General features: G+C 71.1%; 17 protein-coding genes. 2 read left to right on the top strand and 15 right to left on the bottom strand.

The features are described from left to right. Positions 1-24 precede the first annotated feature (24 nt). The gene (locus tag ABD831_RS16325; RefSeq protein WP_344948907.1) at positions 25-825 is read right to left on the bottom strand and encodes an FtsB family cell division protein; all 801 of its coding nucleotides are present in this window, start codon (positions 823-825) and stop codon (positions 25-27) included. Between the two features lie 4 nt (positions 826-829). Continuing rightward, a complete protein-coding gene (eno, locus tag ABD831_RS16330) occupies positions 830-2,131 on the bottom strand; it encodes a phosphopyruvate hydratase (RefSeq protein ID WP_344948910.1) in 1,302 nt (433 codons plus the stop codon). Between the two features lie 423 nt (positions 2,132-2,554). Here eno and ABD831_RS16335 point away from each other — a divergent pair, with 423 nt between their 5' ends. After that, positions 2,555-4,006: a sugar transferase gene (locus ABD831_RS16335; RefSeq protein WP_344948912.1), complete on the top strand. Its 1,452-nt coding sequence runs from the start codon at positions 2,555-2,557 to the stop codon at positions 4,004-4,006. Between the two features lie 34 nt (positions 4,007-4,040). Here ABD831_RS16335 and ABD831_RS16340 read toward each other — a convergent pair whose 3' ends face one another. From ABD831_RS16340 to mfd, 3 genes are read right to left on the bottom strand one after another with little or no spacing between them, the layout of a single operon-like run. Beyond that, positions 4,041-5,051 carry a nucleoside triphosphate pyrophosphohydrolase gene (locus ABD831_RS16340; protein WP_344948915.1) on the bottom strand — a complete coding sequence of 337 codons (1,011 nt, stop codon included), beginning with the start codon at positions 5,049-5,051 and terminating at the stop codon, positions 4,041-4,043. 15 nt (positions 5,052-5,066) lie between these two features. After that, positions 5,067-5,642, bottom strand: a complete 576-nt coding sequence (locus ABD831_RS16345; RefSeq protein WP_344948918.1) for a hypothetical protein — start codon at positions 5,640-5,642, stop codon at positions 5,067-5,069. A gap of 33 nt (positions 5,643-5,675) precedes the next feature. After that, positions 5,676-9,329 carry a transcription-repair coupling factor gene (gene mfd, locus ABD831_RS16350; RefSeq protein WP_344948921.1) on the bottom strand — a complete coding sequence of 1,218 codons (3,654 nt, stop codon included), beginning with the start codon at positions 9,327-9,329 and terminating at the stop codon, positions 5,676-5,678. 134 nt (positions 9,330-9,463) lie between these two features. Here mfd and ABD831_RS16355 point away from each other — a divergent pair, with 134 nt between their 5' ends. After that, positions 9,464-10,177 carry a phosphatase PAP2 family protein gene (locus tag ABD831_RS16355; protein ID WP_344948925.1) on the top strand — a complete coding sequence of 238 codons (714 nt, stop codon included), beginning with the start codon at positions 9,464-9,466 and terminating at the stop codon, positions 10,175-10,177. Here the strand turns inward: ABD831_RS16355 and ABD831_RS16360 are convergent. The 10 genes from ABD831_RS16360 to ABD831_RS16405 all read right to left on the bottom strand — a co-directional run bounded on the left by ABD831_RS16360 (position 10,164) and on the right by ABD831_RS16405 (position 24,855). After that, positions 10,164-11,345, bottom strand: coding sequence for a glycosyltransferase family 4 protein (locus ABD831_RS16360; protein WP_344948928.1), 1,182 nt, complete (start codon positions 11,343-11,345; stop codon positions 10,164-10,166). The two genes, ABD831_RS16355 and ABD831_RS16360, sit on opposite strands and share 14 nt — an antisense overlap. 75 nt (positions 11,346-11,420) lie before the next feature. Further along, on the bottom strand, positions 11,421-12,158 hold the full coding sequence (locus tag ABD831_RS16365) for a nucleotidyltransferase family protein (protein ID WP_344948931.1): 738 nt from the start codon (positions 12,156-12,158) through the stop codon (positions 11,421-11,423). Then, positions 12,155-13,279 (bottom strand): NAD-dependent epimerase/dehydratase family protein, encoded by a 1,125-nt coding sequence (locus ABD831_RS16370; RefSeq protein ID WP_344948935.1) that lies wholly within the window; start codon positions 13,277-13,279, stop codon positions 12,155-12,157. Before ABD831_RS16370 ends, ABD831_RS16365 begins: the two co-directional genes overlap by 4 nt. Beyond that, on the bottom strand, positions 13,276-14,421 hold the full coding sequence (locus tag ABD831_RS16375; RefSeq protein ID WP_344948939.1) for a glycosyltransferase family 4 protein: 1,146 nt from the start codon (positions 14,419-14,421) through the stop codon (positions 13,276-13,278). Before ABD831_RS16375 ends, ABD831_RS16370 begins: the two co-directional genes overlap by 4 nt. A 4-nt stretch (positions 14,422-14,425) precedes the next feature. Beyond that, positions 14,426-15,628: an HAD-IIIA family hydrolase gene (locus tag ABD831_RS16380; RefSeq protein WP_344948943.1), complete on the bottom strand. Its 1,203-nt coding sequence runs from the start codon at positions 15,626-15,628 to the stop codon at positions 14,426-14,428. A 177-nt stretch (positions 15,629-15,805) separates the two neighbouring features. Continuing rightward, the gene (locus tag ABD831_RS16385; RefSeq protein ID WP_344948946.1) at positions 15,806-17,173 is read right to left on the bottom strand and encodes a hypothetical protein; all 1,368 of its coding nucleotides are present in this window, start codon (positions 17,171-17,173) and stop codon (positions 15,806-15,808) included. Next, complete coding sequence (locus ABD831_RS16390) at positions 17,170-18,924, bottom strand: YveK family protein (protein WP_344948949.1); 1,755 nt, start codon at positions 18,922-18,924, stop codon at positions 17,170-17,172. Before ABD831_RS16390 ends, ABD831_RS16385 begins: the two co-directional genes overlap by 4 nt. After that, the gene (locus ABD831_RS16395; RefSeq protein ID WP_344948953.1) at positions 18,921-20,504 is read right to left on the bottom strand and encodes a Wzz/FepE/Etk N-terminal domain-containing protein; all 1,584 of its coding nucleotides are present in this window, start codon (positions 20,502-20,504) and stop codon (positions 18,921-18,923) included. Before ABD831_RS16395 ends, ABD831_RS16390 begins: the two co-directional genes overlap by 4 nt. Then, on the bottom strand, positions 20,501-22,606 hold the full coding sequence (locus ABD831_RS16400) for a heparinase II/III family protein (protein WP_344948957.1): 2,106 nt from the start codon (positions 22,604-22,606) through the stop codon (positions 20,501-20,503). Before ABD831_RS16400 ends, ABD831_RS16395 begins: the two co-directional genes overlap by 4 nt. Further along, positions 22,603-24,855, bottom strand: coding sequence for a bi-domain-containing oxidoreductase (locus ABD831_RS16405; RefSeq protein ID WP_344948959.1), 2,253 nt, complete (start codon positions 24,853-24,855; stop codon positions 22,603-22,605). The genes ABD831_RS16400 and ABD831_RS16405 overlap by 4 nt, the downstream gene beginning before the upstream one ends. Positions 24,856-24,886: the final 31 nt, after the last annotated feature.

A 24,886-nucleotide genomic window follows, 5' to 3' on the forward strand; every position in this document is an offset into this window, starting at 1 on the left:
CGGTCTGGCTGGGACTGACCGCGGTCACTTGGTGCGCGTGACCCCGGCCGTGGGTCGGTCGGCGATCTGCACCGACTGCCACACCTTGCCGTACCAGGGCGATGCGGCGTTGGCCAGGGGTGCGGCCACGACCGGGCGCTGGGGCGCCGGAGCGCTCGCCCGGTCGGCGGCAGGGTCGATGACGGTGTAGGCGCGGTCGCCCACGCGGACGAACTTGAGGCGCTCCCGCGCCTGGACCTCGATGTAGGCCGGGTCCTTCCACAGGGCCGCCTGACGCTCGAGCTGCTGGACGCTCTCGCGCTGCTCGGCGACCTTGTCCTGCAGGGCCGCCGTGTCGCCTCGCTGCTGCACGAGCGAGCGCAACGTCGGCACGATCGTCACGGCGAGCATGACGAGGATGCCGATCAGGATCGCTCCGCGCACCCAGGCCGTCGAGGCCGAGGGCGGGGCGGCCTGCGGCGTGCGTGGGCGTGCCGCCAGCGCCGGGCGCTCCTTGCCCGCTCCCGGGCGGCTCGCGCGGGACGCACCGGGGCGTGACTGGCCCGGGCGGGTCGCCGACGAGCGGGGCGCGCCGGCGCGGCCACCCGACCGCGTGGAGGAGGGGCGCCCGGTGGACGTGCCGCCCGTTGACGCTGCCGTCACGGCCCCGGACGAGGCCGGCGGCTTGGCGGGCGGCTTCGAGCCGGACTTCGGGGCCGGCTTCGAGCTCGGCTTCGAGCTCGGCTTCGAGCTCGGCGTGGGTCGGGCGGCGGTCGGCCGCGCGCCACCGCCCGGGCGACCCGTCGACGACGGGCGGCCCGGGCGGGACGGCGTGCGGTCGGCCACGAGGTCAGCTCTCGGCGCCGAAGCGGCTCGCGTCGAAGCGCGGGAAGGCTCCCGTGCCGGCGTAAACCGCAGCGTCGTCGAGCTCCTCCTCGATGCGCAGCAGCTGGTTGTACTTCGCGACGCGCTCGGACCGGGCCGGGGCGCCGGTCTTGATCTGGCCGCAGTTGGTGGCGACGGCGAGGTCGGCGATGGTGACGTCCTCGGTCTCGCCGGAGCGGTGGCTCATCATGCAGCGGTAGCCGTTGCTCTGCGCCAGCGTCACGGCGTCGAGCGTCTCGGTGAGCGTGCCGATCTGGTTGACCTTGACGAGCAGGGCGTTGGCGGTGCCGGTGGAGATGCCACGGCCGAGGCGCTCGGGGTTGGTGACGAAGAGGTCGTCGCCGACGATCTGGACCTTGCTGCCGAGCAGCTCGGTCATGGACTTCCAGCCGTCCCAGTCCTCCTCGTTGAGGGGGTCCTCGATGGAGACGAGCGGGTAGGCGTCGACGAGCTCCGCGTAGTAGGCCACCATCTCGGCGGCCGACTTGCTGGCGCCCTCGAAGGCGTAGGAGCCGTCCTCGAAGAACTCGGACGCCGCGACGTCGAGCGCGAGGGCGATGTCGCGGCCGGGCTCGTACCCGGCGGCCTTGATCGCCTCGAGGATGAGGTCGAGCGCGGCGCGGTTGGACTCGAGGTTCGGGGCGAAGCCGCCCTCGTCGCCGAGGCCCGTGGCGAGGCCACGCTCGCTCAGGACCTTCTTGAGCGCGTGGTAGACCTCGGCACCCCAGCGCACGGCCTCACGGAAGGTCGGTGCGCCGATGGGCGCGATCATGAACTCCTGGATGTCGACGTTGGAGTCGGCGTGCGACCCACCGTTGAGGATGTTCATCATCGGGACGGGCAGCACGTGGGCGTTGGGGCCGCCGACGTAGCGGAAGAGGGGCAGACCCGCCGACTCGGCCGCGGCGTGCGCGACGGCCAGCGAGACGCCGAGGATGGCGTTGGCGCCGAGGTTCTCCTTGTTCGCCGAGCCGTCGAGCGCCATCATCTCGGCGTCGATGAGCCGCTGCTCGCTCGCGTCGAAGCCGACGAGGCGCGGGTTGATCTCCTCGATGACCGCGTCGACGGCCTGCTCGACACCCTTGCCGAGGTAGCGACCCTTGTCGCCGTCCCGACGCTCGGACGCCTCGAAGGCGCCGGTGGAGGCGCCGGACGGGACGGCCGCGCGAGCGAACGTGCCGTCGTCGAGACGGATCTCGACCTCGACGGTGGGGTTGCCGCGCGAGTCCAGGATCTCGCGGGCGCCAATCTCCTCAATGCTGGCCACTTGGCTCTCCTGTGCTGGTACTGCTCGAGATGGATGTGGAGGGTCGCGACGAACGCGATCCACGGCTCCGTGCGTGTCGGGGCGCACCGTTCGCGATGGTCACGACCCACGCGCACGCCGAGCACCGGTGCTGGGGACGAGCCTAGCCCGTGGGGGTCGCGGGCCGTCGGAGCGACCCGGCATACGGGCAGGTGTAATGCCAAGCGGCACAGACCGGTACGTATCGGGCACGGGGACAAAAGAGTCTCTATCCGGCAATTCTTTTTTACTGTTTCCTTACCGAAGCCTGACCAGTTGCAGGCATACTCACAACTAACCATCCGGGGGGGTGGAGCTGGTCGTGAATAGGGCACCAGTGGGTGCCGGGGGTGGGGTGTGGACATGGGTCAACCCATGCGCGAGTCGGGGGTCGTACTACTGGATGTGAGCGCGCGTCCTGTGACGCAGCCGCTCAGTGAGAGGGGTCGGGGGCAGCGCCTGCTGCAGCTGGGGATAGCAGGCGGTGACCTCGTCATCATCTCGGCGGCGACCGCGCTGGCGGCCGTCGGGCGCACGAGACTCGAGATCTTCGAGTTCTCGAACGACGTCAACCAGGTCGCCCAGTCGGTCGGCCTGTGGATCGTGGTCGCGTGGATGCTCGCCAACCTGGCGCTCGGCACCTACACGAGCAGCCATCTCGGCGTCGGCACGATCGAGTACGCCAGGGTGTGCAGCGCCGCCGGCCTCACGGCCGGGGCCATCGGCATCCTCAGCTACCTGACGAAGTTCGACCTCTCGCGAGGCTTCTTCGTGCTGATCTTCGCCATCGGGCTGCCGACGGTGCTGCTGTGGCGCTGGTACGCGCGCCGTCTGGTGCACCACGCCCACCTGGGCGGACACCTGCTGACGCGGGTGCTCATCTCCGGCTCGGTCTCACACGTCGACGACGTCGCCGCGGTGCTCGAGCGGGAGCAGTGGCTCGGCTACCGCATCGTCGGCGCCCTGGTGCCGTCGTCGCAGCCCGCCAGAACGACGCCGAAGGGGGTGCCGGTCGTCGGCACCACGGCCGAGACGGCCTCGTCGGTCCTCGCCGAGAAGGCCGACATGGTCGTCTTCACCGAGGGGGCGTTCCCGTCGGCGACCGACTTCCGCCGCATCGCGTGGGACCTCGAGGGGCACCAGGTGCAGATGGCGGTCGTCCCGAGTCTCAGCGACATCAGCTCGGGCCGGATGGCCATGCGACCCGTCGGCGGCCTGCCCCTCGTGCACGTCGAGCAGCCCCAGAGCCTGGGCGCCTCCCGCGGCCTCAAGCGTGCCTTCGACTTCGTCGGTGCCACCCTGCTGCTGCTGCTCGCGGCCCCGGTCATGATCGTCTTCGCGATCGCCACGAAGCTGCAGGACGGCGGCCCGGTCCTCTTCCGTCAGACCCGTGTCGGTCGCGAGGGGGAGCTCTTCGAGTGCCTCAAGTTCCGGAGCATGGTCGTGGACGCCGAGGCGAAGCTCTCGAGCATCACGCACCTCAACCAGAACGCCGACGGCGTGCTCTTCAAGGCGCAGCGGGACCCGCGGATCACCAAGGTCGGGGCGTTCATGCGTCGCTACTCCATCGACGAGCTGCCCCAGCTGATCAACGTCGTGAACGGCGACATGAGCCTCGTCGGCCCACGTCCCGCCCTGCCGGCGGAGGTGCGCCGCTACGTTCCCGACGTCCAGCGACGACTCCACGTCCGGCCCGGCATGACCGGCCTGTGGCAGGTGTCCGGCCGCAGCGACCTCTCGTGGGACGACACCGTGCGCCTCGACCTCTACTACGTCGACAACTGGTCCATCGTGCAGGACCTGTCCATCATGGCCAAGACGATCCACGCGGTCTTCCGGCCGAACGGCGCCTACTGAGGCAGCCCCCGAGGACGTATGCCGTCCGCTCGGCTCAGGCGTCGCAGGAGGCTTCTCCGGTCGCAGGGTCCGTGGCACTCGTGGCACTCGCGGCGCTCGCGGCGTCGAGGCGTCGGAGGGTCTCGCGCAGGGCCGCCTCGGCGTCGACACCCTCGGCCCTCGCCCGACGGACGAGGTCGAGCAGTCGGGCGCCGAGGTCGCCGCCGGCGACGGCCGCGTCGACGAGGTCCTCGCGGCCGGACCGGTTCAGGCGCGAGACGTACTTCTCCGCCCGGGCCAGGGCCGGGAGCGCCGCGGGGACACCCTCGAGCGGGTGCAACCGGTGCTGCTTCTCGCCGGCCTTGATCATCTCCCAGTTGGCCTCGACGGCCTCGGCGGTCTCGGCGTCGACGTCCGCGAAGACGTGCGGGTGGCGACGCACGAGCTTGTCGACGAGACCTCCGGCCACGTCGTCGATGTCGAAGGGCTCGCTCGGGTGCTCCTGCGCCACGCGGGCCTGGAACGCGATCTGGAGCAGCAGGTCGCCGAGCTCCTCCTGCATGTGCGTCGGGTCACCGCTCTCGATGGCCTCGATCGCCTCGTGGGCCTCCTCCAGGAGGTAGGGCACGAGCGAGGCGTGCGTCTGCTTCGCGTCCCACGGGCACCCGCCCGGCGAGCGCAGGCGGTCCATGACCGCGACGACGTCGAGCAGGCGCGAACCCGGCACGTCGAAGGAGCCAATGAGCAGCTCGACGTCGGGCGGTTCTGGGAGCCGGGTCACCTCGACGGCGATGGCATCGCTGAGACCCGGGTCGCCGTCCGAGGAGCCGACCCACACGACGTCACCGACCTCGGAGGCAGTGACGAGGTCGCGGGCGAGGTCGGCCGGGTGCCCCTCCTCGCGGGACAGCACCTCGACACCGGCCTCGACCAGCGCGGCGACCTGCGGCTCGTCGGGACGGCCCCACACGGCATACGCCTGCTCGAGAGTGCTCCACGCCTCACGCGTGAGCAGTCCCGGGGCGATGCGCGGGGTCGTGACGAGCAGGACGACGCGGGCGGTCACGACGGCGACGCAGGACTACTGGGCGGGGGCCGGCGCAGGGGCCGGCGCGGTGGCCGGAGCAGCGTTGGCGGCCGGCTTGACCCAGTTGGGCGTCTGCTGGCCGAGCGTGAAGTAGACCGGGCCCTGGTCGGACGGCACGACCGAGCCGTACTTCGGGTTGACCGAGATGTTCGCCTTCTTGAGGTCGGCGCGGTAGGCGGCGACGTCGGCCGGCGTCATCTTCTGCGACTGGATGAGAGCGACCGCCGCGACGAACTCCTTCGTCGTGTCGGTGGCTCCGGGGATCGAGGAGATGACCGAGGCATACGTCTCGTCGGGCTTCCAGCTGCCCGAGGTGGCGACCGCGTCCTTGAGCAGCGGGGCCGCGACGAGGGCCGTGACGACGATGTTCTCGGCGAAGTCGAGCTTGGCGGCCTTGAGCTGATCGAACGTCTCACGGACGTCGGACTCGTGGATGACCTTGCCGTTGACGACGGCGGCAGCCTGCTGGCGCGTCTCGAAGCCGCACCCGCCGAGCAGCGACACGGCACCGAGCGCAGCGACGCCGACCACGGCCGCGCGCCTCGCGGGATGAGCAGACCAAGCCTTCACGAATTTCCTCCTCTGGCGGATGCGTCTGACATCCTACGGTGCTCCCACGGCAGACCTGGCCGCACCCGACGATGCGGACGACGCCGACGATGCTGCCGCGATGTCGTCGAGCAGGACGGCCTGGATCAGCTGCCGCGCCCACGTCAGCACCTCGACGTCGCGCAGCGGCTTGCCCCCGACCCGCGCCGTCATCGGGACGGGGACGAGGATGGTGCCGAGGGCCTCCTTGACGAGCGTGCCCGGGTAGAGGCGCATGAGCCGCAGCTGCTGGCTGTCGCGGAGCTCCTTGACCGGGCCGAAGCGCACGACCTTGCCCTGGACCCCGATGTCGCCGATGCGGGCGGCGCGGGCCACGACCCGCAGCCGGGCGACCTCGAGGAGGTTCTGCACGGGCTTGGGCGGTGCGCCGTAGCGGTCACGCAGCTCGGCCTCGATCTCGTCGACGGCCTCGAACGTCTCGACCGTCGCCATCTTCTTGTAGGCCTCGAGACGCAGCCGCTCCCCCGGCACGTAGTCGTGGGGCAGGTGCGCGTCGACGGGCAGCTCGATCTTGATCTCGGCCGGCAGGTCGACGGAGTCGCCGCGGAAGTCCGCGACGGCCTCGCCGATGAGCCGGACGTAGAGGTCGAAGCCGACGCCCTGGATGTGACCGGACTGCTCGCCGCCGAGGAGGTTGCCGGCGCCACGGATCTCGAGGTCCTTCATCGCGACGGCCATGCCGGACCCGAGGTCGGTGTTGCTCGCGATGGTGCGCAGCCGGTCGTGGGCCGTCTCGGTCATCGGCTTCTCGGGCGGGTAGAGGAAGTAGGCGTAGGCCCGCTCGCGCCCGCGCCCGACGCGCCCGCGCAGCTGGTGCAGCTGGCTGAGGCCGAGCATGTCGGACCGCTCGACGATGAGGGTGTTGGCGTTGGAGATGTCGAGACCGGTCTCGACGATGGTGGTGCAGACGAGGACGTCGAAGCGCTTCTCCCAGAAGTCCTCGACGACCTGCTCGAGCCGGTGCTCACCCATCTGGCCGTGCGCCGTGGCGATGCGGGCCTCAGGCACGAGCTCGCGCAGGCGGGCGGCCGCCCTCTCGATGCTGCTCACCTTGTTGTGCACGAAGAAGACCTGGCCCTCACGGAGCAGCTCGCGGCGGACGGCCGCGGTGATCTGCTTCTCGTCGTAGGCGCCGACAAAGGTCAGCACCGGGTGACGCTCCTCGGGCGGCGTTGCGAGAGTGGACATCTCGCGGATGCCGGTGACCGCCATCTCGAGCGTGCGCGGGATCGGCGTGGCCGACATCGACAGGACGTCGACCGCCGTGCGCATCGTCTTGAGCAGCTCCTTGTGCTCGACGCCGAAGCGCTGCTCCTCGTCGATGATGACGAGGCCGAGGTCCTTGAACTTCGCGTCCTTGGCGAGCAGCCGGTGCGTACCGATGACGAGGTCGATGGTGCCGTCGGCCATCCCGGCCATGACGTCCTTGGCCTCCTTGTCGCTCTGGAAGCGCGACAGCGAGGCGACCTTGACCGGGAACTGGGCGTAGCGGTCGGCGAAGGTCTGCTGGTGCTGGCTCACGAGGAGCGTCGTGGGCACGAGCACCGCGACCTGCTTGCCGTCCTGGATCGCCTTGAACGCGGCGCGAACCGCGATCTCGGTCTTGCCGTAGCCGACGTCGCCACAGATGAGCCGGTCCATCGGGACCTGCTTCTCCATGTCGGCCTTGACCTCGTCGATGCTGATGAGCTGGTCGGGGGTCTCGACGAAGGAGAAGGCGTCCTCGAGCTCGCGCTGCCAGGGGGTGTCGGGCGCGAAGGCGTGGCCCTTGGTGGCCTGCCGGGCGCTGTAGAGGCGGATGAGGTCGGCCGCGATCTGCTTGACGTAGCGCTTGGCCCGCGACTTGGTCTTGGTCCAGTCCGACCCGCCCATCTTGTTGAGGGTGGGCTCCTCGCCACCGACGTACTTCGTCACCTGGTCGAGCTGGTCGGTGGGGACGAAGAGACGGTCGCCGGGCTGGCCGCGCTTGCTCGGGGCGTACTCGATGACGAGGTACTCGCGCGTCGCGCCGGCGACGGTGCGCTGCATCATCTCGACGAAGCGGCCCACACCGTGCTGCTCGTGGACGACGTGGTCCCCGGGACGCAGCTGGAGGGGGTCGACCTGGTTGCGCCGGCGGGACGGCATACGCCGCATGTCCTTCGTCGACGTGCCGCTGCCCGGCTGGCCGGTCAGGTCGGTCTCGGTGAGCACCTCGACGCGGGCGCCTTCGTGGACGAAGCCGCGCCCGAGGGGGGCGGTCGTGACGTGGACCGAGCCGGGCTCGAACGAGTCGTCGCGAGAGGTGTCGAGCTGCCGCACGGCGACCTCGTGCTCGCCGAGCACCTCGGCGACGCGCTTGGCGAGACCGGGACCCTCGGTGACGACGGCGACCGCCCAGCCGTCGCGGACCCGCTCGCGCAGGTGCTCGACGGCGCGGTCGGTGTCACCGCGGAAGGCGTCGGGGTCGGTGGTGCGCACCGCGAGGCGCTCGTCGACGTCGTCGTCCTCGATGACGAGGTCGGCGTCGGCCGCGAAGGGCGTGAGCGTCCACCAGGCGCGCCCGCTGCGCTGGGCGAGCGCGCGGACGTCGGCGAGCGACCAGTAGGACGCGCTGCCGAGCAGGGACTGCAGGTCGACGGGAACGTGGTTGCCGGCGGCCGCGTTGGCCCAGCTCGCCTCGAGGAACTCCTCGCTCGTCGCCACGAGGTCGTGCGCCCGGCGCCGGACCCGCTCAGGGTCGGCGACCAGCATGATCGAGCGCTGCGGCAGGACGTCGAGCACCGACTCCATGCCGTCGACGAGGGCCGGTGCGAGGGACTCCATGCCCTCCACGGCGATCCCCTCGGCCACCTTCGAGAGCATCTCGGACACCCCGGGCAGATGGTCGGCGAGCGCGCGGGCGCGGGCGCGCACGTCGTCGGTCAGCAGCAGCTCGCGGCAGGGCGGCGCCCAGAGGCCGTGGTCGGCGATCTCGAGGGAGCGCTGGTCGGCGACCTTGAACCACCGCACCTCCTCGACGGTGTCTCCCCAGAACTCGATGCGGACCGGGTGCTCCTCGGTGGGCGGGAAGACGTCGAGGATGCCGCCGCGCACGGCGAACTCGCCGCGCCGCTCGACGAGGTCGGTGCGGGTGTAGGCGGCCGCGACGAGCGCGTCGACGACGTCCTCGAGCGGACGTTCGTCGCCGGCGCGCAGGGCGACGGGAACGAGGTCTCCGAGACCCTTGGTGAGCGGCTGGAGGATGGCGCGCACCGGGGCCACCACCACCGAGAGGGGGCCGTATGCCGGGTCGTCCAGATCGGGGTGAGTGACCCGTCGCAGCACCGCCAGTCGCCGGCCCACGGTGTCGCTGCGCGGCGAGAGCCGCTCGTGCGGCAGCGTCTCCCACGACGGGAAGACGGCGATGCGGTCGGTCGGGAGGAACAGCCCCAGGGCGCCGGCGAGGTCCTCGGCCTCACGCGTCGTCGCCGTGACCACGACGACGGGAGCGGAGTCGGACGGGGCTTCAGGACCGCGGGCTTCGGCCTGCTGGGCCAGGGCGGCGACGAGGAACGGCCGCGCGCCGTCGCTCGCGGAGACGTCGACGAGACGGGCCCTGCCCACCTGGTCGAGGACATGACGGACATCGGGAAGCGCCCTGAAGGCGGACAGCAATGGGTGCGGCATCAGGCCCTCCAGTGTAGGGGCCCCGCGCCGGCCGTCGAACGGCCGTCACCGAGGGCGGATTCGGCGAAAGCGGTGTGCTGCGGCGTCACGCCGTTGCAGCATGGGTCGATGGTGGTGATCCGGAGGGTGGCTGGGTGAGCCCCACTGCGGGTGTGGGCCGCCGCCGAGCCAGCCGCTCCCGACCCGGCTGGAGCCTCCCCACGTGGCTCGCTCTCGGGTCCTGCGTGCTCTACGTGCTGCTGACCCTCCTGGTCGTCACGGGAGCCACGCAGGCCCTCGACGAGGCGGTCCTGCACCGGCTCCGCCCCGGCGACGCGTGGAACGACGCCCAGGTCCTGTGGAGTCCCTGGATGAGCCGGCTGCGACCCAGCCGCATGTACTTTCTCCTCGCCGTCACCTCAGTGGTCGTGTCGCTGTGGCGCAGGTCCTGGTGGCCGTCGTTCCTCGGGCTGGCACTGGCCGGGGTGTCGGGCGTCGTCGCCCTCGCCACGAAGGTCGCGGTGCACCGACCCGACCCCCACGGCTACGTGACGGAGAGCGGCGGCGCCTACCCGTCGGGTCACACGGTCGCCCTGGTCGTGTGCCTCTCCGGCTGCCTGCTCGTCTGCTGGCCAAGGGTGCGCTGGTGGCTCTGGGCCCCGGTGCTCGCCGCGACCGCACTGCTGACCACGGCACTGCTCGTCGCCGGCGCCCACTGGCTCACCGACCTCGTCGGAGGTCTGCTCCTGGCCTTCGCCGTGGTGGCCGGCTACAGCCGAACTGCCCTGCGGCGCAAGGCGCACCGTCAGCCTCCCCGCACCGGCGAGGACGCGAGGCCCCCTTCGGACACGGCCGTCATCGATCGGTGAGCGATCCCCTGCCCTCCGCTCGAGCGGCCGTCAGGAAGCTCAGCAGCCGAGGGGCGACGGTGTCGGCGTCGTATTCCGCAAGGTACCTCCTTCTCGCGGCGCGCCCCGCCCGAGCAAGCTCCTCGTGGTCCTCCAACAGTCCGATGAGGATGCGTGCAGCGGCCGCTGGGTCGTCGAGGGGCCAGAAGCGCCCTTCCGCCGGGTCGTCGAAGAGCTCGGCGAGCGCTCCCGAGCTTGACGAGAGAATAGGGAGCCCGGCCGCCATCGCCTCCATGATCGCGAGCGAGGACGTCTCGACGTAGGACGCGTGGACGTAGGCACGGTACTCAGGCAGTCGCTGCTGGACGTCCCTGCGGAAACCCAGCAGCCGGACCTGTTTCCCCAAATCAAGCTGGTCGACCAGCCGCAGCAAACTCTGTCGCTCCTCCCCCTGGCCCAGGATGTCGAGCGAATAGGCGTGCCCAGCACGCCTCGCGGCCGACAGAACGTCCAGCAGGTAGCGATGGTTCTTGCCCGTATCCAGGTTGCCGACCGACACCAGGTCGCCGCCCTTCGCCGTCTCCTCTAGGTCGACCGACGGAGAGGAGACGAAGTTGGGGACGACCCGGCCCTCCACGCCATCGACTTCAGGCAACCACTCCCTGAGCGCTTCTCGTGCCCACGGCGACACGAACACGAGGCCGTCGACCGCCGGGACGACCGCACGCTCAGTCCTGCGTATGGAGCGGTAGATCGCCCCGCCCTTCCTGATCTGCCGCTTGCGCACCCACTCGTCGGCTTGAGAGATCCCGAAGTGAACCGCCAGGACGACGCGTTGCCGGGGGTCGGAGCGCGCGGCAAGGGCTGCCCGTGCTGCGACCGGGCACTGCGCGTAGACCGTGCACGTCCCCGCACCCGCAAGACGCCGTTGCAGGACCCGTCGTAGGAAGAACTCGTGCGACGTTCGGTACCACCACACGTGGCCTGGACCCCACAGCCGCTCGAGAACGACGCGGGCGCCGAACAGCGGTAGGAGCACGAGGCCGTGTAGCCGACCACGACGAGACCAGTCGTGGGGCGTGAGCAGTTCGCTCGTTTCGCCGGATCGCTCCAGGTAGCGCCGAAGCTGGCGCACGTGCGTGTGCACCCCGGTGATGCCTTCCTCGCGGGCGATCGTGGCGATGATCACGGGGCGGCGGGAAACGTCCCACGCTTCCTGCTGCACATGGGCGGCTGGGTCTGGTGAGCCGTGACTCATGGGCCTTCACTTCCAAAGTAGATGGTCGCCGGCGGGGGCCCATGGCTTGTGCCGCACCGTCGCCCAGTCCCGATTGGCCTGAGCCAGCGCCTCAGGCGTCCCGATGTCACGGAAGTACGCGCCGCCCAGCACGACCCCGCGAGCCGAGCCGACGAGCTCCGGGAGCAGGTGCAGACCGATGTCCTGAGGCAGCGGACCCTGGATGCGGTCGAGGACCTCCGGGCTGAAGGCGTAGAGGCCGGCGTTGGCCAGGTCTCCCCTCGGCCGCGTGGGCTTCTCCTCGAAGGCTGCGACGACCCCGTCCCGTAGCTCGACGATGCCGCAGCTGGTCGGGTCGGGGGCCCTGAAGAGCCCCAGCGTGGCCACGGCCCCTGACGTGCGGTGGGCGTCGACCAGCACCTTGAGGTCGAAGTCGGTGAGGCCGTCGGCGTTGACGGCGAGGAACACCGGCTCCGCGGCGACGAAGTCACGGTTGTGCAGCAGAGTCCCGGCGCTGCCCAGGAGCGTCGGCTCGTAGACCGTCCGGACCCTCGTGGGCTGGGCACGCCGGGCCAGATGGTCGACCACCTGCTCGGGGAAGTGGTGCAGGTTGACGAGGACCTCGGTGACGCCTGCCCGGGCCAGGAGGTCTAGCCAGATGTCGAGCAGCGGCGTCCCGTCAATGGGCACAAGGCATTTCGGGACCGTGTCAGTGACGGGCCGGAGGCGGGTTCCCAACCCGGCTGCGAGCAGGAAGGCCTTCATGCGTCGACCCGCCCACGGGCGCTGCGCACGACACCCAGCTCGCGCATCTTGCGGTCCGCGTCGGCCAGGACCCCGTCCAGACCCGGCATGCCGGACAGCCACGCGGCATACTCGGCGACCGAGTCGGCGGGCGAGCGCCGGGGCTGCCACCCGAGGTCCTGGAGCGCGGCGATGTCCGAGTGGATGTGCCGGGTGTCGCCGAAGCGGTACTCCCCCGTGGCGTGCGCCGGCTGGTCGGACCCGAAATGGGCTCGGACCACGTCGGCGAACTGCTCGGTCGTGTACGCCGTCCCACCACCGACGTTGAACACCCTCCCGACAGCGCGGTCGTCGGTGAGGACGAGCTCGTTGGCCGCCACGACGTCGTGCACGTTCACGTAGTCCCGGACCATCTGTCCGTCCTCGTAGAGCGTCGGCGCGCTGCCGAGGAGGTAGTGCAGGCAGAAGATGCGGCAGGCGCCCGAGTAGGCGTTGTAGATCGACTGCCTCGGGCCCTGGACGATGCTGTAGCGCAGGGCGACCGTGGGTATGCCGTAGCGACGGCCGAGGTTGACGGCGACCATCTCCTCGCCGTACTTGGACATCCCGTAGGCGTTCTGCGGGTTGGAGATCCGCTCGGGGGTGCGCAGCATCTCGAGCGGTCCCCCGCACTCGCGGCAGGAGTGGTCCCACTGCTGCCGCGTCAGAGCCGACTCCGGGCGCATGTCCGGCGTCTGCTCTCCGTGCTCGGGACACCGGTAGAGGCCCTCGCCCATCGCCGACTGCGACGACGCCACGACGACCCGGCTGAGGTCGAGCCCCTGGGCCACCGCGATCTCGTAGATGAGTGCCGTGGAGACGACGTTGACGGACGAGAACCGGGAGAAGTCGGTGAGGTAGTCCTGGTACGCGGCGAAGTGGTAGACCGCGTCGACCTCGCGCATGAGGCCCGCGAGCAGGTCACGGTTGCGCACGTCGCCGACCCAGAGCCGGGCGCCGGGCGTCACGTAGTTGGGGGTGCCGTCGCGATGCACGGGCGCGGTGAGGGCGTCCAGCACCGTCACCTCGTGCCCGAGCTCGACCAGGCGGTCGCAGGTGTGGGAGCCGATGAAGCCGGCCCCACCCGTGACGAGGATCCTCATTGCTGCCCCCTCCGGTTCGCGTGCACCTCGCGGTACACCTCCAGCGTGCGCTTCGCCGTGTGCCTCCAGGTGAACTCGCCCGCGCGCTGCAGGCCGCGCTCGCGGAGAGCCTCGCCCTCCTCGACGGCGCCGAGGATCGCGGACGCGATGGAGTCCGGGTCACGGGGGTCGGCGAGCACCGCGGCACCGCCGGCCGTCTCCGGCATCGCGCTGCAGTCCGAGGTGACCACGGGACAACCGCACGCCATGGCCTCCAGGATCGGCAGACCGAACGTCTCGTTGTGGGACGGGTAGACGAAGACGTCTGCGGCCCGGTAGAAGTCCACCGTCCCCTCGAGGGGCACGCCACCGACCCAGGTGATGCGGTCGGCGACGCCGAGCGACTCGGCCAGCGAACGGAGACGAGCGGCATACGCGGTGTCACGCCCAGGACCCACCACCACCAGGCCGCGGCCGTCCAGGTCGCGACGGGCGGCCGCGAAGGCACGGATCAGACCGTCACAGTTCTTGTAGGGCCACAGGGACGACACGAAGAGCACGAAACGCCCGTTGACGCCGTAGCGGTCGTGGAGGCGACGAGCGGCCTCCTGGGGGTCTCCCGGCCTGAACACGTCGTGGTCGACGGCCTCCGGGATCAGCCGCAGCTTGGCCGGGTCGACGTCGAGGAACTTCAGCACCTCGGAGCGCAGGCTCTCGGAGTTGATGATGATGGCGTCGGCCGCTGCCGCCGTGTGCGGGTAGCCGATGGTGCGGTAGAGCCGAGTGGCCCCGCTCAGGGCGTCGGGCGTCGTGAACGCATGCATCGTCTTGAAATGGGCCACGACGGATGGCGCCGGCCGGACGAGCGGCGCGATGAGGGTGCTGAACACGTCGATCCCCGCGAGCGGGAGGCGCACGGGCGCGTACACCTGCTCGCTCAGCGTGCGAAGGTTGCGCCGCTCATTCGACCAGGGGAACGTGATGAAGCGGACTCCCGGCGGATAGCCCTGGTGCATGACCTTGGAGCGGCGGCTGACGAGCAGCCGCAGCTCCTCCCCCTCGCTCAGCATCGAGGCCATCTCGGGGATCATGCGGGTCCAGAACCAGTGGGCTCCCGACGGGTTCGCCGGGTCGTCCGTCAGCAGGTTGATGGCGACCCGCATGTGGTCAGAAGACTGTCGCCGCAACGTCATCCGGAGACATCCTCGACTGGCGAACGTACTGTGCGAGCAGGTGCATGCAGGCCTGGTGCGAGTCCTCGATGACCCCGTAGTTCAGCGAGTCCACATGGATCGACACCGTGGCCAGCTGCCGGGCCGGCCCACCGGTGAAGCCGGTCAGGGCGACGGTCTCGACGCCGTTGTCGGCGCACCACTGGAGGGCCCGGACGATGTTGGGCGAGCGACCGGAGGACGACACCGCGACCAGGACGTCGCCCGGGCGAGCCTGCGACTGCAGCTGGAAGTCGAAGACGTTCTCGTAGCCGTTGTCGTTGGCGATGGCGCTCAGGATCTCCATGTTGGTGCTCAGGCTGTAGACCCGCGTCCGCAGGTCCGTGCCGACGCGGACCCCCTTGACGTGGTCGCACTGGAAGTGGTTCGCGATGGACGCCGAACCCCCGTTGCCGCACGAGAAGACCGTGGCACCACGGTCGTAGGCGGCGTCGAGCAGCCGGGCCGCGGCCCGCACCTGGGCGCGGTCGACCGATGCCATCGCCCGCGACAGCTCGTCCGTGTAGGCGCTCGCGAACTCCCCCGCATCCGCGTAGCGATCCTCGGGGAACGACGGCTGATGATGCGGCGCCGCCGCGACGGTCGTCCGGCGTGCGTGGTCGGCCAGGATGTGGCCCACCGCCGACGCGAGGTCGGGCACGACAGTCACGTCCTCGGCGCCGCCGGTCGCGCCGGGCGGCCTCAGCAGGAACGGTCGTGCGCCTACCGCTCGCGCGAGTCCCACGTCGCTGTCACGGTCGCCCACGACCCACGAGGCGGACAGGTCGAGATCGAGCGCGCAGGCCGCTGCGAGGGCCATGCCGGGAGCCGGTTTGCGGTCCTGGCTCACCCGAGCGAAGGACGCGACGATGCCGTCCGGGTGGTAAGGACAGAAGAACCAGGCGTCCACGTGGGCGCCCAGCTGTGCCATCTCCGCGGACATGTGCTTGTGCACGAGGTCCACATCGGCCAGCTCGTACATCCCACGTGCCACACCGGCCTGGTTGGAGACCACGGCGACGGGGATCCCCGCCGCGTTCAGCCGCGCGATGGCCGCGATCGCCCCGTCGAGGAACTGCACGTCCTCGACGGCGCCGACGTATCCGTGGTCGATGTTGATGGTGCCGTCGCGGTCCAGCAGCACCCCCGCCCGGCCCATCACCGACCACCTCGGGCCGGCTGCGTGCCGGCCAGCGCTCGACCGTGGACGCCCTTGTCCATCATGGCTTTCCATCCCACGAACCCATAGATCATCTTGGTCCCTCCCCACCTTCGTCGGCCTCGTCCACTCCCCAGTGGATGGGGCCCGAACACCCCTTGGACTGACACAGCAATGCTAGGTACCGGGCGGCCCACCCGTCCGCGTATCAGCGAAGTCGACGCGCTGGCTGCCCGCCATGCGCCGTCGCTGCGAGAACGAACCGCTCTGTCCCGTTTGGACATTCATCTCCTTCCCGGCAACCGTCCGCCAGCTGGCGCGCCTCGGCTCCGTGACAAGCAGTGACGCGGCGACGACGAGATCGAGCAGGTAGGGCGACGCGTCACCCAGTCCCGTCTCGGTGATCGACGCCACGACGCAGTAGAGGATGAGGAAGAGCGCCAGCGCGCGACGTGGCCCGCGCACCCGCGTGATCGCCATGAGCAGAAGCAGCAGGAGCAGGCTGGTCTGGATCACGATGCCCAGCCAGCCCAGGTCCACGAACGTCGCCACCCATCCGCTGTCGACGGGGAGGCCGTCGAAGGACTTGTTCGACAGGCCGTTGCCGAAGACCTCCTGAGCCAAGGAACGCCCTGTCTGGCTCACCGAGTCCCAGACCTTGGTGCGCCCGGTGAGCTGCGCAGCGTCCTCGGCCGACTGGCCACGGGAGAGCCAGTCGATGACCGGACGGGCGAAGAGGGCAGCTGCGAGGAGCCCCGCCACCAGCGCCGCTCCGGCGGTACGGCGCACTCTCGCATGACCGAGAAAGAGGCTCCCGCCTGCCACGGCGAGCCCGATCACGAGTCCCAGCAAGGCTGTTCGCGTGTGGGTGCCCACCAGGACTCCGGATGTCACGAGGATGAGCAGCAGCGCATGGCGACCGGTGATGATCCGACACATCCAGAGGATCGCCGTCGTGCCGAGGAGCGTGGCTCCGTAGTGCGCGACCTGGGTCGGCGGGATCGGCCAGAGCGTTCCGCCGAGTCGTCCGTTGGTGCTGAAGGCCTTTCCGGGCGACAGCGCCATGCCCACCACGACGGAGGCGATGATCACGCCGAGGCACACCCGATGGCACCTGAGCAGCACGAGGTCGGCCCGACCCCACCACGGGGTCAGCAGCCACAGGCACGTCACGAACCCGACGAGGCGGACGCCACGATAGGTCGAGCCGACGAAGAACTCGCTGTGCAGGCTCACCGCGAGGGCGACGACCGCCATCACCGTGAGCAGCACGAGGAACAGCGTGGGCCGGACCACGAGCCGCGGGTTGGCGAGCAGCGCGAACAGCAGCGCGAGGACGAGCGAGCCCTGCGCCAGACCCTGCCCCACGGCATACGGGATCGGCAGCACCGTGGCGCTACCTCCGGGTGGGAGGACGTTCAAGAAGAGCGCTGCCCACGTCAGCAGCACGAGCCGGGGCAGCCTCGCCGCACTCGTGCGGACGGCGGCCGGCGCCAACGGGTCGCCGGCGAGCCACTGCTTCCCGAGACCGGCCGAGCGCGTCATGGCTTGCCCCCCAGACCGGTTCCAGACTCCGCCGGACGGACCATCCCGAGGCTCTCGTCCGTGGCGTCGCAGCCGACCATCATCGCGAACGGCAGCCCCAGCCCGGCCTCGCGGACGAGGTCGCCCGTCGTGCTCAGCAGCTCGGCGGTGCACCCCCCGGCTGTGACGAGAGGGACCACGCGGTCGACCCACGTGGCGAGATGGTCGACGTCGATGCCGGGATCGACCTCCAGCAGTGCGAGCACGGCATCCGCCGACTCCCACTTGGAACGCCAGGTGTCCCCCTCCAGGTCGACCAGGGCGAGTGGCGTGCCGCCGCGCGGACCGGTGGCCAGCTCGGGTATGCCGGTCGGCCGGAGCACGCCCGATGCCTGACCGGCGCCCCCGCCGGCCGCCGGCGTGCCGGCCTCGGCTGCTGAACGGTGGGCCAGCACACCGCCCTTGGTGAGGTCGACGACGAACACGGTGGCGCCACTCTCGCGCAGCCGTGCCGCGGCGGCGCCCACGACGTCCGCGGCGGCGTGCACGTTGCCGATCGCCACCAGTGCCACCCCGTCCGGCTCCCGCTTCCCGGTGTCCGCTGTGGGGGGCACGTCCCGACGTTCGGACGTGAGCGACAGGACCTTCGACCCACTGACCTCGCCGGAGGCAGCGGACACCTGTCTCCCGTTCGGGGCAGCCGCCGCCGGCGCCGCCTCGACGGGAACCGCTGCGGCGGGGTCGAGCTCGGCGGCCCGTGGGTCGAGCACGGCTGCCAGACCACGGGCCAACGCGGCGAGGTCGTTGCCCTTCCACCGACCACGGGCCGGCAGCCACCGGCGCAGTCCCCCTCGCCCCGCCGGACCGGGGGAACGGACGCTGAAGCGCACCGACGCGCCGAGGGCGACACCGACGTCCTGCCGTCGGCGAAGCCGTTCGGTGACGAGCGCCCTGAAGAGGACGATCCCGACGCCCAGCGCCGCACCCGCCATGAGGCCCGAACCGACGGCCAGTGCCATCGCCCGCTTCACGGATGCCCGGTCGACCTGCACCGGGTCGATGACGTGGGTGGTCTGCAGGGCCGCATCCGTGTACAGGGTCGCGTTGTCGACCGACTCCTGCCAGTCGGCGATCTGCTTGTTGAGGTCGGTCCGTCGCGCGAGCGTGTCGTAGGCCCTGCTCTGGGCGGCAGCGCCCTGCGCGCTCAGCTGCTCGAACTGCTTCGTCAGCGCGGTGACCTGCTGCTGCGCGGCGGTGATCCGCGACGTGTACTGCGTGCGCAGTCCGCTCGTCATCGACCTCAGCTGTGTCGCCCGGAAGTCGAGGTACTGGCGCACCAACTCACTCGCCCGGGCAGCCGCTGCCGCCTCGTCCGGACCCGCGACCGTGATCGAGAGGACCTCGCTCGTGACGGGTTCGGCGGTGACTGCAGAGCGGAAGGCCTCCGGCGTCAGTGCCAACCCGAGCGCCTCGACCGTGTGCTCGGACACCGTGCGTGTGTTGAGGAGGCTCACGTCCATGGCGATCCCCTCAGGCCCGTCGATGCTCGGGGGGTGGCCCATGAGGAGCGTGACCTTGGCCGTGCTCCCCGGCGGCGTGACGAGGACGACGGCGAGGCCGAGTACGGCCCCGAGGACAGTCAGCCCGACCCACGTGCGCCAGCCGCGCCGCAGCGAGCTGCGCAGGTAGTGCCAGGTGCTGAGCACCGGCCGCGGGGCCTCGGTGAGCTCGGCCTCGCGCTCCTCGCCGATCGTCCAGGAGAGGTCGATCATCCCTGCCTCCCCCGCATCGTCGGTATGGGTGGGTCGTCGTGGTCGACCGGTCCGGTCATCAGCGACGGGAGCGGGGCCAGAAGGGCGCGCTGGGTCGGCAGGAGGCGACCCGTGGTGCGGTCGAGGGGGTCGGGGTCCGCCACGACGATCCCGCGCACGGGCATGCGGGCGTCGTCGGCAGCCAGCACCACCCGGGCCAGCTCCTCGCCGGTCGCGCCGCCGGACGACACCGCGAGCAGCGTGACGGCGTGGTCTCCTTCAGCGAGCTGCAGGCGCGGCTGTTGCCGGCTCACGGCGAGCGTGTGCACCACGAGGTCACCCTGGGTCAGGGCATCGAGTGCGCCTCCCACGAAGAGGCCCGGTCGCAGCTGGTCCTCGCTGCCCACTCGGAAGCACGCCGCCCGGAGCGAGCTCGTCGACTCCTGTGAGCGGCTCCCCACGACCAGCTGCGTCCGTGTGCCGTTCGACGCGGCGAAGGACGCGAGCTGGGCCGCGAAGGAGAGCGCGGGCTGGTCGCCCGCGAGGGTGAGGACGACGATCCGCCGTGGGCGCAGGCCGCCGTTGTTCAGCGCTTCGGGACCGCGGGCCGCATAGTGCTGCAGGAGCTGGCGCAGCGTCCAGGCCTCGGTGCTCTCGGGTGCGTAGCCGCGAAGGAGACTGACCCAACCGGCCACGGAGCGGGGTGTCCTGCTCCTGATCGAGGCGACGACCGGGATGCCGATGCTGTCGGCGATCTGGTCCCTCGATCGGAGGGTCTTCTCCCTGCGTCCGCGCAGGATGACCAGTGCCGCCACGACGAGGAAGCCGGCGGCCGCACCCGCAGCCACGAAGGCCGACCCCCGGGCCACCGGCGAGAGACTCCGAGCCGGCGACGCGGCGCCGACCAGCCGCGGCGCCCCGCTGGGTGCGGTGTCGGTCGTCGACTGGGTCTCCAGCTGCTTCTCGACGGAGTCGATCTGCAGCACGAGGTCGGCCTGTCGGCCGGTCAGCTGGGCGAGCGCTGCCGCATCGGTCTTGCCGGCGGACGAGGTGGCGCGCTCCCCGCGCATGCGCCCCGCCGTCCTGGCCAGCTGGTCCTGGACCGCGCTGAGGCTCTCCGTCAGGGTCGACCTGCGCCGGTCGAGGGTCGCGCGCTGGTCCTTGCCCGGACCACTCGCGATCTCGTGGAGGTAGTCGACGTCCGCCGTGGCCACGGCCGTCGCGAGCTGCTCCGCCTCAGTCGTGGTGGCGCCCTGCGCGGTGATGGTGAGGACGTCGTCGGTGGGAGCCTCGACCTGGACCAGGTCAGCCACCTCCGAGGCGCTGAGCCGGGAGCGCATCATCTGGCCGGCGCGCGCGAGCACCGTGTCACTGGAAGCGATCTCGGCCTGGGTGGCGATCGCGTGCGCGTTGGTCTGGGCTGTCGCGCCGGCCGGTGTCGCCGGGAACAGCACGAGGGCTGAGCTGCTGTAGACCGGCGGCACCGTCTGGAAGGCAACCCCACCGGCCAAGCCACCCAACGCGGACGCGACGGCGAGCGCGCCGGTGTGCCGGCGCAGGATGGCCCACACCGACCGGAGGTCGACGATCTGCTCGCTCACGGCCGCCGCCCCCGCGGATGCTCCAGGACGTGGCTCGAGGCCGGCTCCGGGCACGGGGGCACCAGAGCGGTTCGGGACACAGCTGTCTGTCGGGGCCCGGCTCCGAGGAGCTGCAGCGTGGTGCGCAGCGTGACCGTGCCGATCCACTCGGCGCAGCCGACAAGGGTGGTGCTGGGCACGCGCTCGCCGAAGCTCGGCGAGTACCAGCCGGAGATCGGCTCGGTCTCGCCGCGGTGCTCGGTCCACTGCAGCGCCTGGGGCAGCACGAGGCTCGCCTGCTGTGCGCCGTCGTCATCCGGCCAGGAGAGGGATGCGGCGGAGCGGTCGAGCGTGGCCGAGACCTCCGGACCGAGGTGCCAGCACAGACGCGCGGTGTGCGGGGACGACCCGGTGAGGATGTCTATGACGACCAGCTCGCCGGTCGCGGGGTCGAGAGTGACCCGCCGGGTGTGCCGCAGGTCCCGGTCCAGCCGGGCGTAGCCGGTGTGGTGGGCGACCCAGGCCTGGTGCCCGTCCACGACCTCGTATGCGGCCTCGACCACCGAGTCGGTGTGCGTGCGCCAGAGGAAGGGTCCTCCCTCGACGGACTGGTTGACCCCGTCGACCTCGATGGTGTTGTGGGCCCGGGTCGAGCGGAAGTAGCTCCGCCACTCGGGTTCACCGTGGTAGCAGTAGGTTCCGGGATCGGCGAGCACGTCGACCGACCCGTGTCGGAGCTCCAGCGACAGCGCGTCCGCGTGCGCGTGCGCAGCGATCGACAGGAAGCCGTGGGGGCCGCCGTCGCACCGGCACCACAGCGAGGGTTGGCCCGCAGGAGTGCTCGTCCCCAGCAGCACGATCCCGGAGTCCGGGAAGGCCCGAGGCGCCGCCGCGGGACGGCCGGGCACCGTGACGCGGTGTGTCATCGCGCCGAGCAGGCAGCTGGTGATCCCGCCGTCGGCCTGTGGCCACCACGCCGTCGACCCGAACACGGCCGCTCCGGAGCCGAGCAACGTCAGCCACGGATCGGCCCCCTCGCCCTCGAGCACCAGCCCACGACCCTCGTCCCCGTCGCCCTGCCGCGGCGCCCGGCCGGCACCGTCGAGAAGTGCCGCCGCCGCGTCGAGCGAGGCGACGAGCAGCCTGTGGGTCGGCGCACTGAGCGGACGGCCCGCTCGGTCGGACTCCGCGAGGGCGACGAGCCCCAGCTCCGTGACGAACCGGTGGTAGTCGGTCGCGAGCTCGCGGTTGACGCCGCTCGGGAAGGTGTTGCGCCTGAGCGCGGCCTCCAGGTCGCGGGCGGCCTGGTCCACCCAACGCTCGCTAGCGGCATACCAGGGGAAGGCGCACGACGCCGCGAGCAGGCCGCACGTCTCGGCGACGACGTGGTTGTTGGCCGACGAGCCGCGGCTGCGGAAGGCGGCGAGGTACTCCTGGTGCCAGCCGATCTGCCGGAGCGCCAGGTCGTTCTCCTCGAAGAGTGCAGCAGCCCCGGGCCAGCCCTCGAGGAGGCGCCGCACCCAGACCCAGCTGACCAGCCGGACACCGAGCTCGATCCCGCTCGTCCAGTGCACTCCCGAGAGGAACGGGTTCGCCGCCCACCACGACCGCAGCTGCGCGGCCACGACTGTGGCGTAACGCTCCTCGCCCGTGAGCCACCAGGCTGCAGCCAGCACGGTCAGGTGGTGGTGCCGGGAGAGCTCCCACACCGCCTTGACGTTGCCCGTCACCTCCTCGTCGCGATGGTCGATCGAGAAGGCGAGGTCGTTCTGGGGTGCCCGCCGGCCCGAGACGGGGTCGAGGAACCAGTCGGGGTCGACGATGTCGGGCCGCGGCCGCCCCAGGACGGTCCAGTCGCCCGCCAGGATCCGGTCGGCCGCTGCGACCACGGCCTCGCGGGCCTCGGGTGGGACCGCACCGCGAACGCCCCCGGGAACCACTGATCCGAACCGTCGCTCCGCGAGCAGCCCCGGGACGGGCCCGCGCAGGGTGGCCAGGTCGGCGGGCGTCACCTGGCGGGACCGCCACGCCTGCTGGCGCGCACGGTCGCCGACCCGCGAGGCGACCTCGCTCAGCGGCATACCGCGGAGTCGGTGGACGTACCAGCCCAGAGGTCTGCTCACAGGAGTACCGGCCGTCCTGAAGCCAGGCTTCGCTCGACGGCAAGGGTTGCCCGCGTGGTCTCGACGAGGGAGTCGAGCGCGATCGGCATCGGCGCACCGGCACCGACGGCCGCCACGAACGCGGCCACCTCGGCGCGTTGTCCCTTGTCCTGCCCCGCGAGCGAGCGTTTGACGCTCCTGCCCGAGCGGCTCCACACCGTCGCTCTGGAGAAGTTGTCCAGCCGGGCGTTGCGCCCGCTCCCGGCGACGTCGAGCGTCTCCTTGGGGAAGCGGCTGTCGCCGTCGGTGTTGTAGGTGATCGTCGCCAAGGACCCGTCGTCGTAGCGCAAGGTGGCTTCGAGGTTCAGGCCGTTCGAGGTCTGGTGGGCGACGACCTCGACGGGCGAGTGACCGATCCACGCTGCCAGGGTGTCGATGAAATGACCGCCCTCACCGACGAACCGCGACCCCTCGAGCTGCCCGTCGAGATACCAGCTCGAGGCGTCGAGACGGCCGGCATTGACGAGGTAGCGGGCGCTGACCGGGCCCGAGGGCCGGCCGAACCGTGCACGCAGGTCACAGAACAGTGGGGCGAAGCGCCGGTTGAAGCCCACCATGAGCCTGTCGTTCCCGGTCCGGGCCACCACGTCGAGCACGCGGTCCACCTCGGCGTCGTTCAGGGCGAGCGGCTTCTCGACGAAGACGGCCTTGCCGGCCTCGAGGGCGCGGCAGACGAACGCCGCGTGGGAGTGGTGGCGTGTCACCACGACGACGGCGTCGATGTCCGCGTCGTCCAGGACGGCCTCCACGTCGGTCGTCACGCCCTCGAAGCCGAACCGCCGCTGCGCGTTGACGGCCGACAGCGACCGCGTGGTCGCGACCGTCGCGAGCGTCACGCGCGGGTCCTTGGCCAGGTGGGGCAGCAGCATCGACGTGGCGTAGCTCCCCGCCCCGATGAAGCCCAGTCGCACGGGGCGCTGCGGACCCGCACCCGTCAGCGGACGCGCACCGGCACGCACGGGCGACCCTGCGGGAGAAGGAAGGTGGGCACGGCCGTTCAGCGAGTCCGGAGGCTCCACGGGCTGGACGGGCTCGGCTGGCTCGGCGGGCTCGGCGGGGTCGTCGAGCTCCGCGACGGGTCGGGGGTACTCGAAGAGGAACCCGATCCCTCGGAGCGTCCCGGCTCGCAGGCCGGTGTAGACCTCGGCCGCGTCGTTGATCGGGTGGATGCCGGACACGAGGGCGGCGACCTCGACCGAGTCCTCTGCGAGCAGGTCGAGGAAGCAGCCGAGATTGCGTCGTTCGGTCCACCTCACGTAGCCGGCGGGGTAGTCGACACCCTCGAGCTCGTAGCGGTCGTCGTAGCGGCCAGGCCCGTAGGAGCGCGAGAAGCGGACGTCGATCTCCTTCTCGTAGAAGGCGTTCCACGGTAGGTCGAGGCGCGTCTTGCCGATGTCCACGACCCGGCCGCGGTCCCGTACGAGCCGCACGGCGAGCTCGACCGGCCCGTTGGTGTCACCTCCTGCCGCGAGGTAGACCTGGTCGGCACCGAGCCCGTTCGTCGTGGCCTGGAGCACCTGCTCGACGTATGCCGTGCCCTCCGGGTCCACGCCGGCGCAGGCGAGCGCACCGGCCTGCTCGGCGAGACGGCAACGCTCGGGGACCGTGTCGATGCCCACGACGCGGAGACCGGCTGCCAGGAGGAGCCGCACGACGAGCTGTCCGACGAGACCCAGCCCGATGACGCAGGCGGTCTCGCCCAGCTGCGGTTCGCCGCGGCGAACGCCCTGCATGGCGATCGCGCCGACCGTCGCGAACGCGGCATGCTGCGCCGGGACGCCCTGCGGCACTGGGACGCACAGGTTCGTCGGGACCCAGTTGAGCTCGGCATGGAGGGCAAACTCATTGCCGGCGGCGGCGACGAGGTCACCGACCGCGAACTCCTCGGCCCCGGCGCCCACCTCGACGACCACACCGCAGAGGGAGTAGCCGAGGGGGGTGTAGCTGTCCAGGGTGGACGTGACCTTCTTGTACGTGGCGACCGGGCCCTGCTGGGCCACGGAGTCGAGGACCTTCCTCACCTGGTCGGGCCGCGCCCTGGCCTTGCCGACCAGGGAGAGCCGCGCCTCGGTCACCTTCATGAGCTCGGTGCCTGTCGAGATCAGCGAGTAGAGCGTGCGGACGAGGACACCGCCCGGCTTGCAGGCAGGGGTCGGCGCGTCGAGCACCACGAGCTCACCGGACCGGTAGTTCTGGGCAAGCTGCTTCATCTCATGTCCCGTCCACGAGGTCGGTTGGTGC

Origin of the sequence: Terrabacter ginsenosidimutans (assembly GCF_039539425.1) — a bacterium.
Classification (GTDB): domain Bacteria; phylum Actinomycetota; class Actinomycetes; order Actinomycetales; family Dermatophilaceae; genus Terrabacter; species Terrabacter ginsenosidimutans.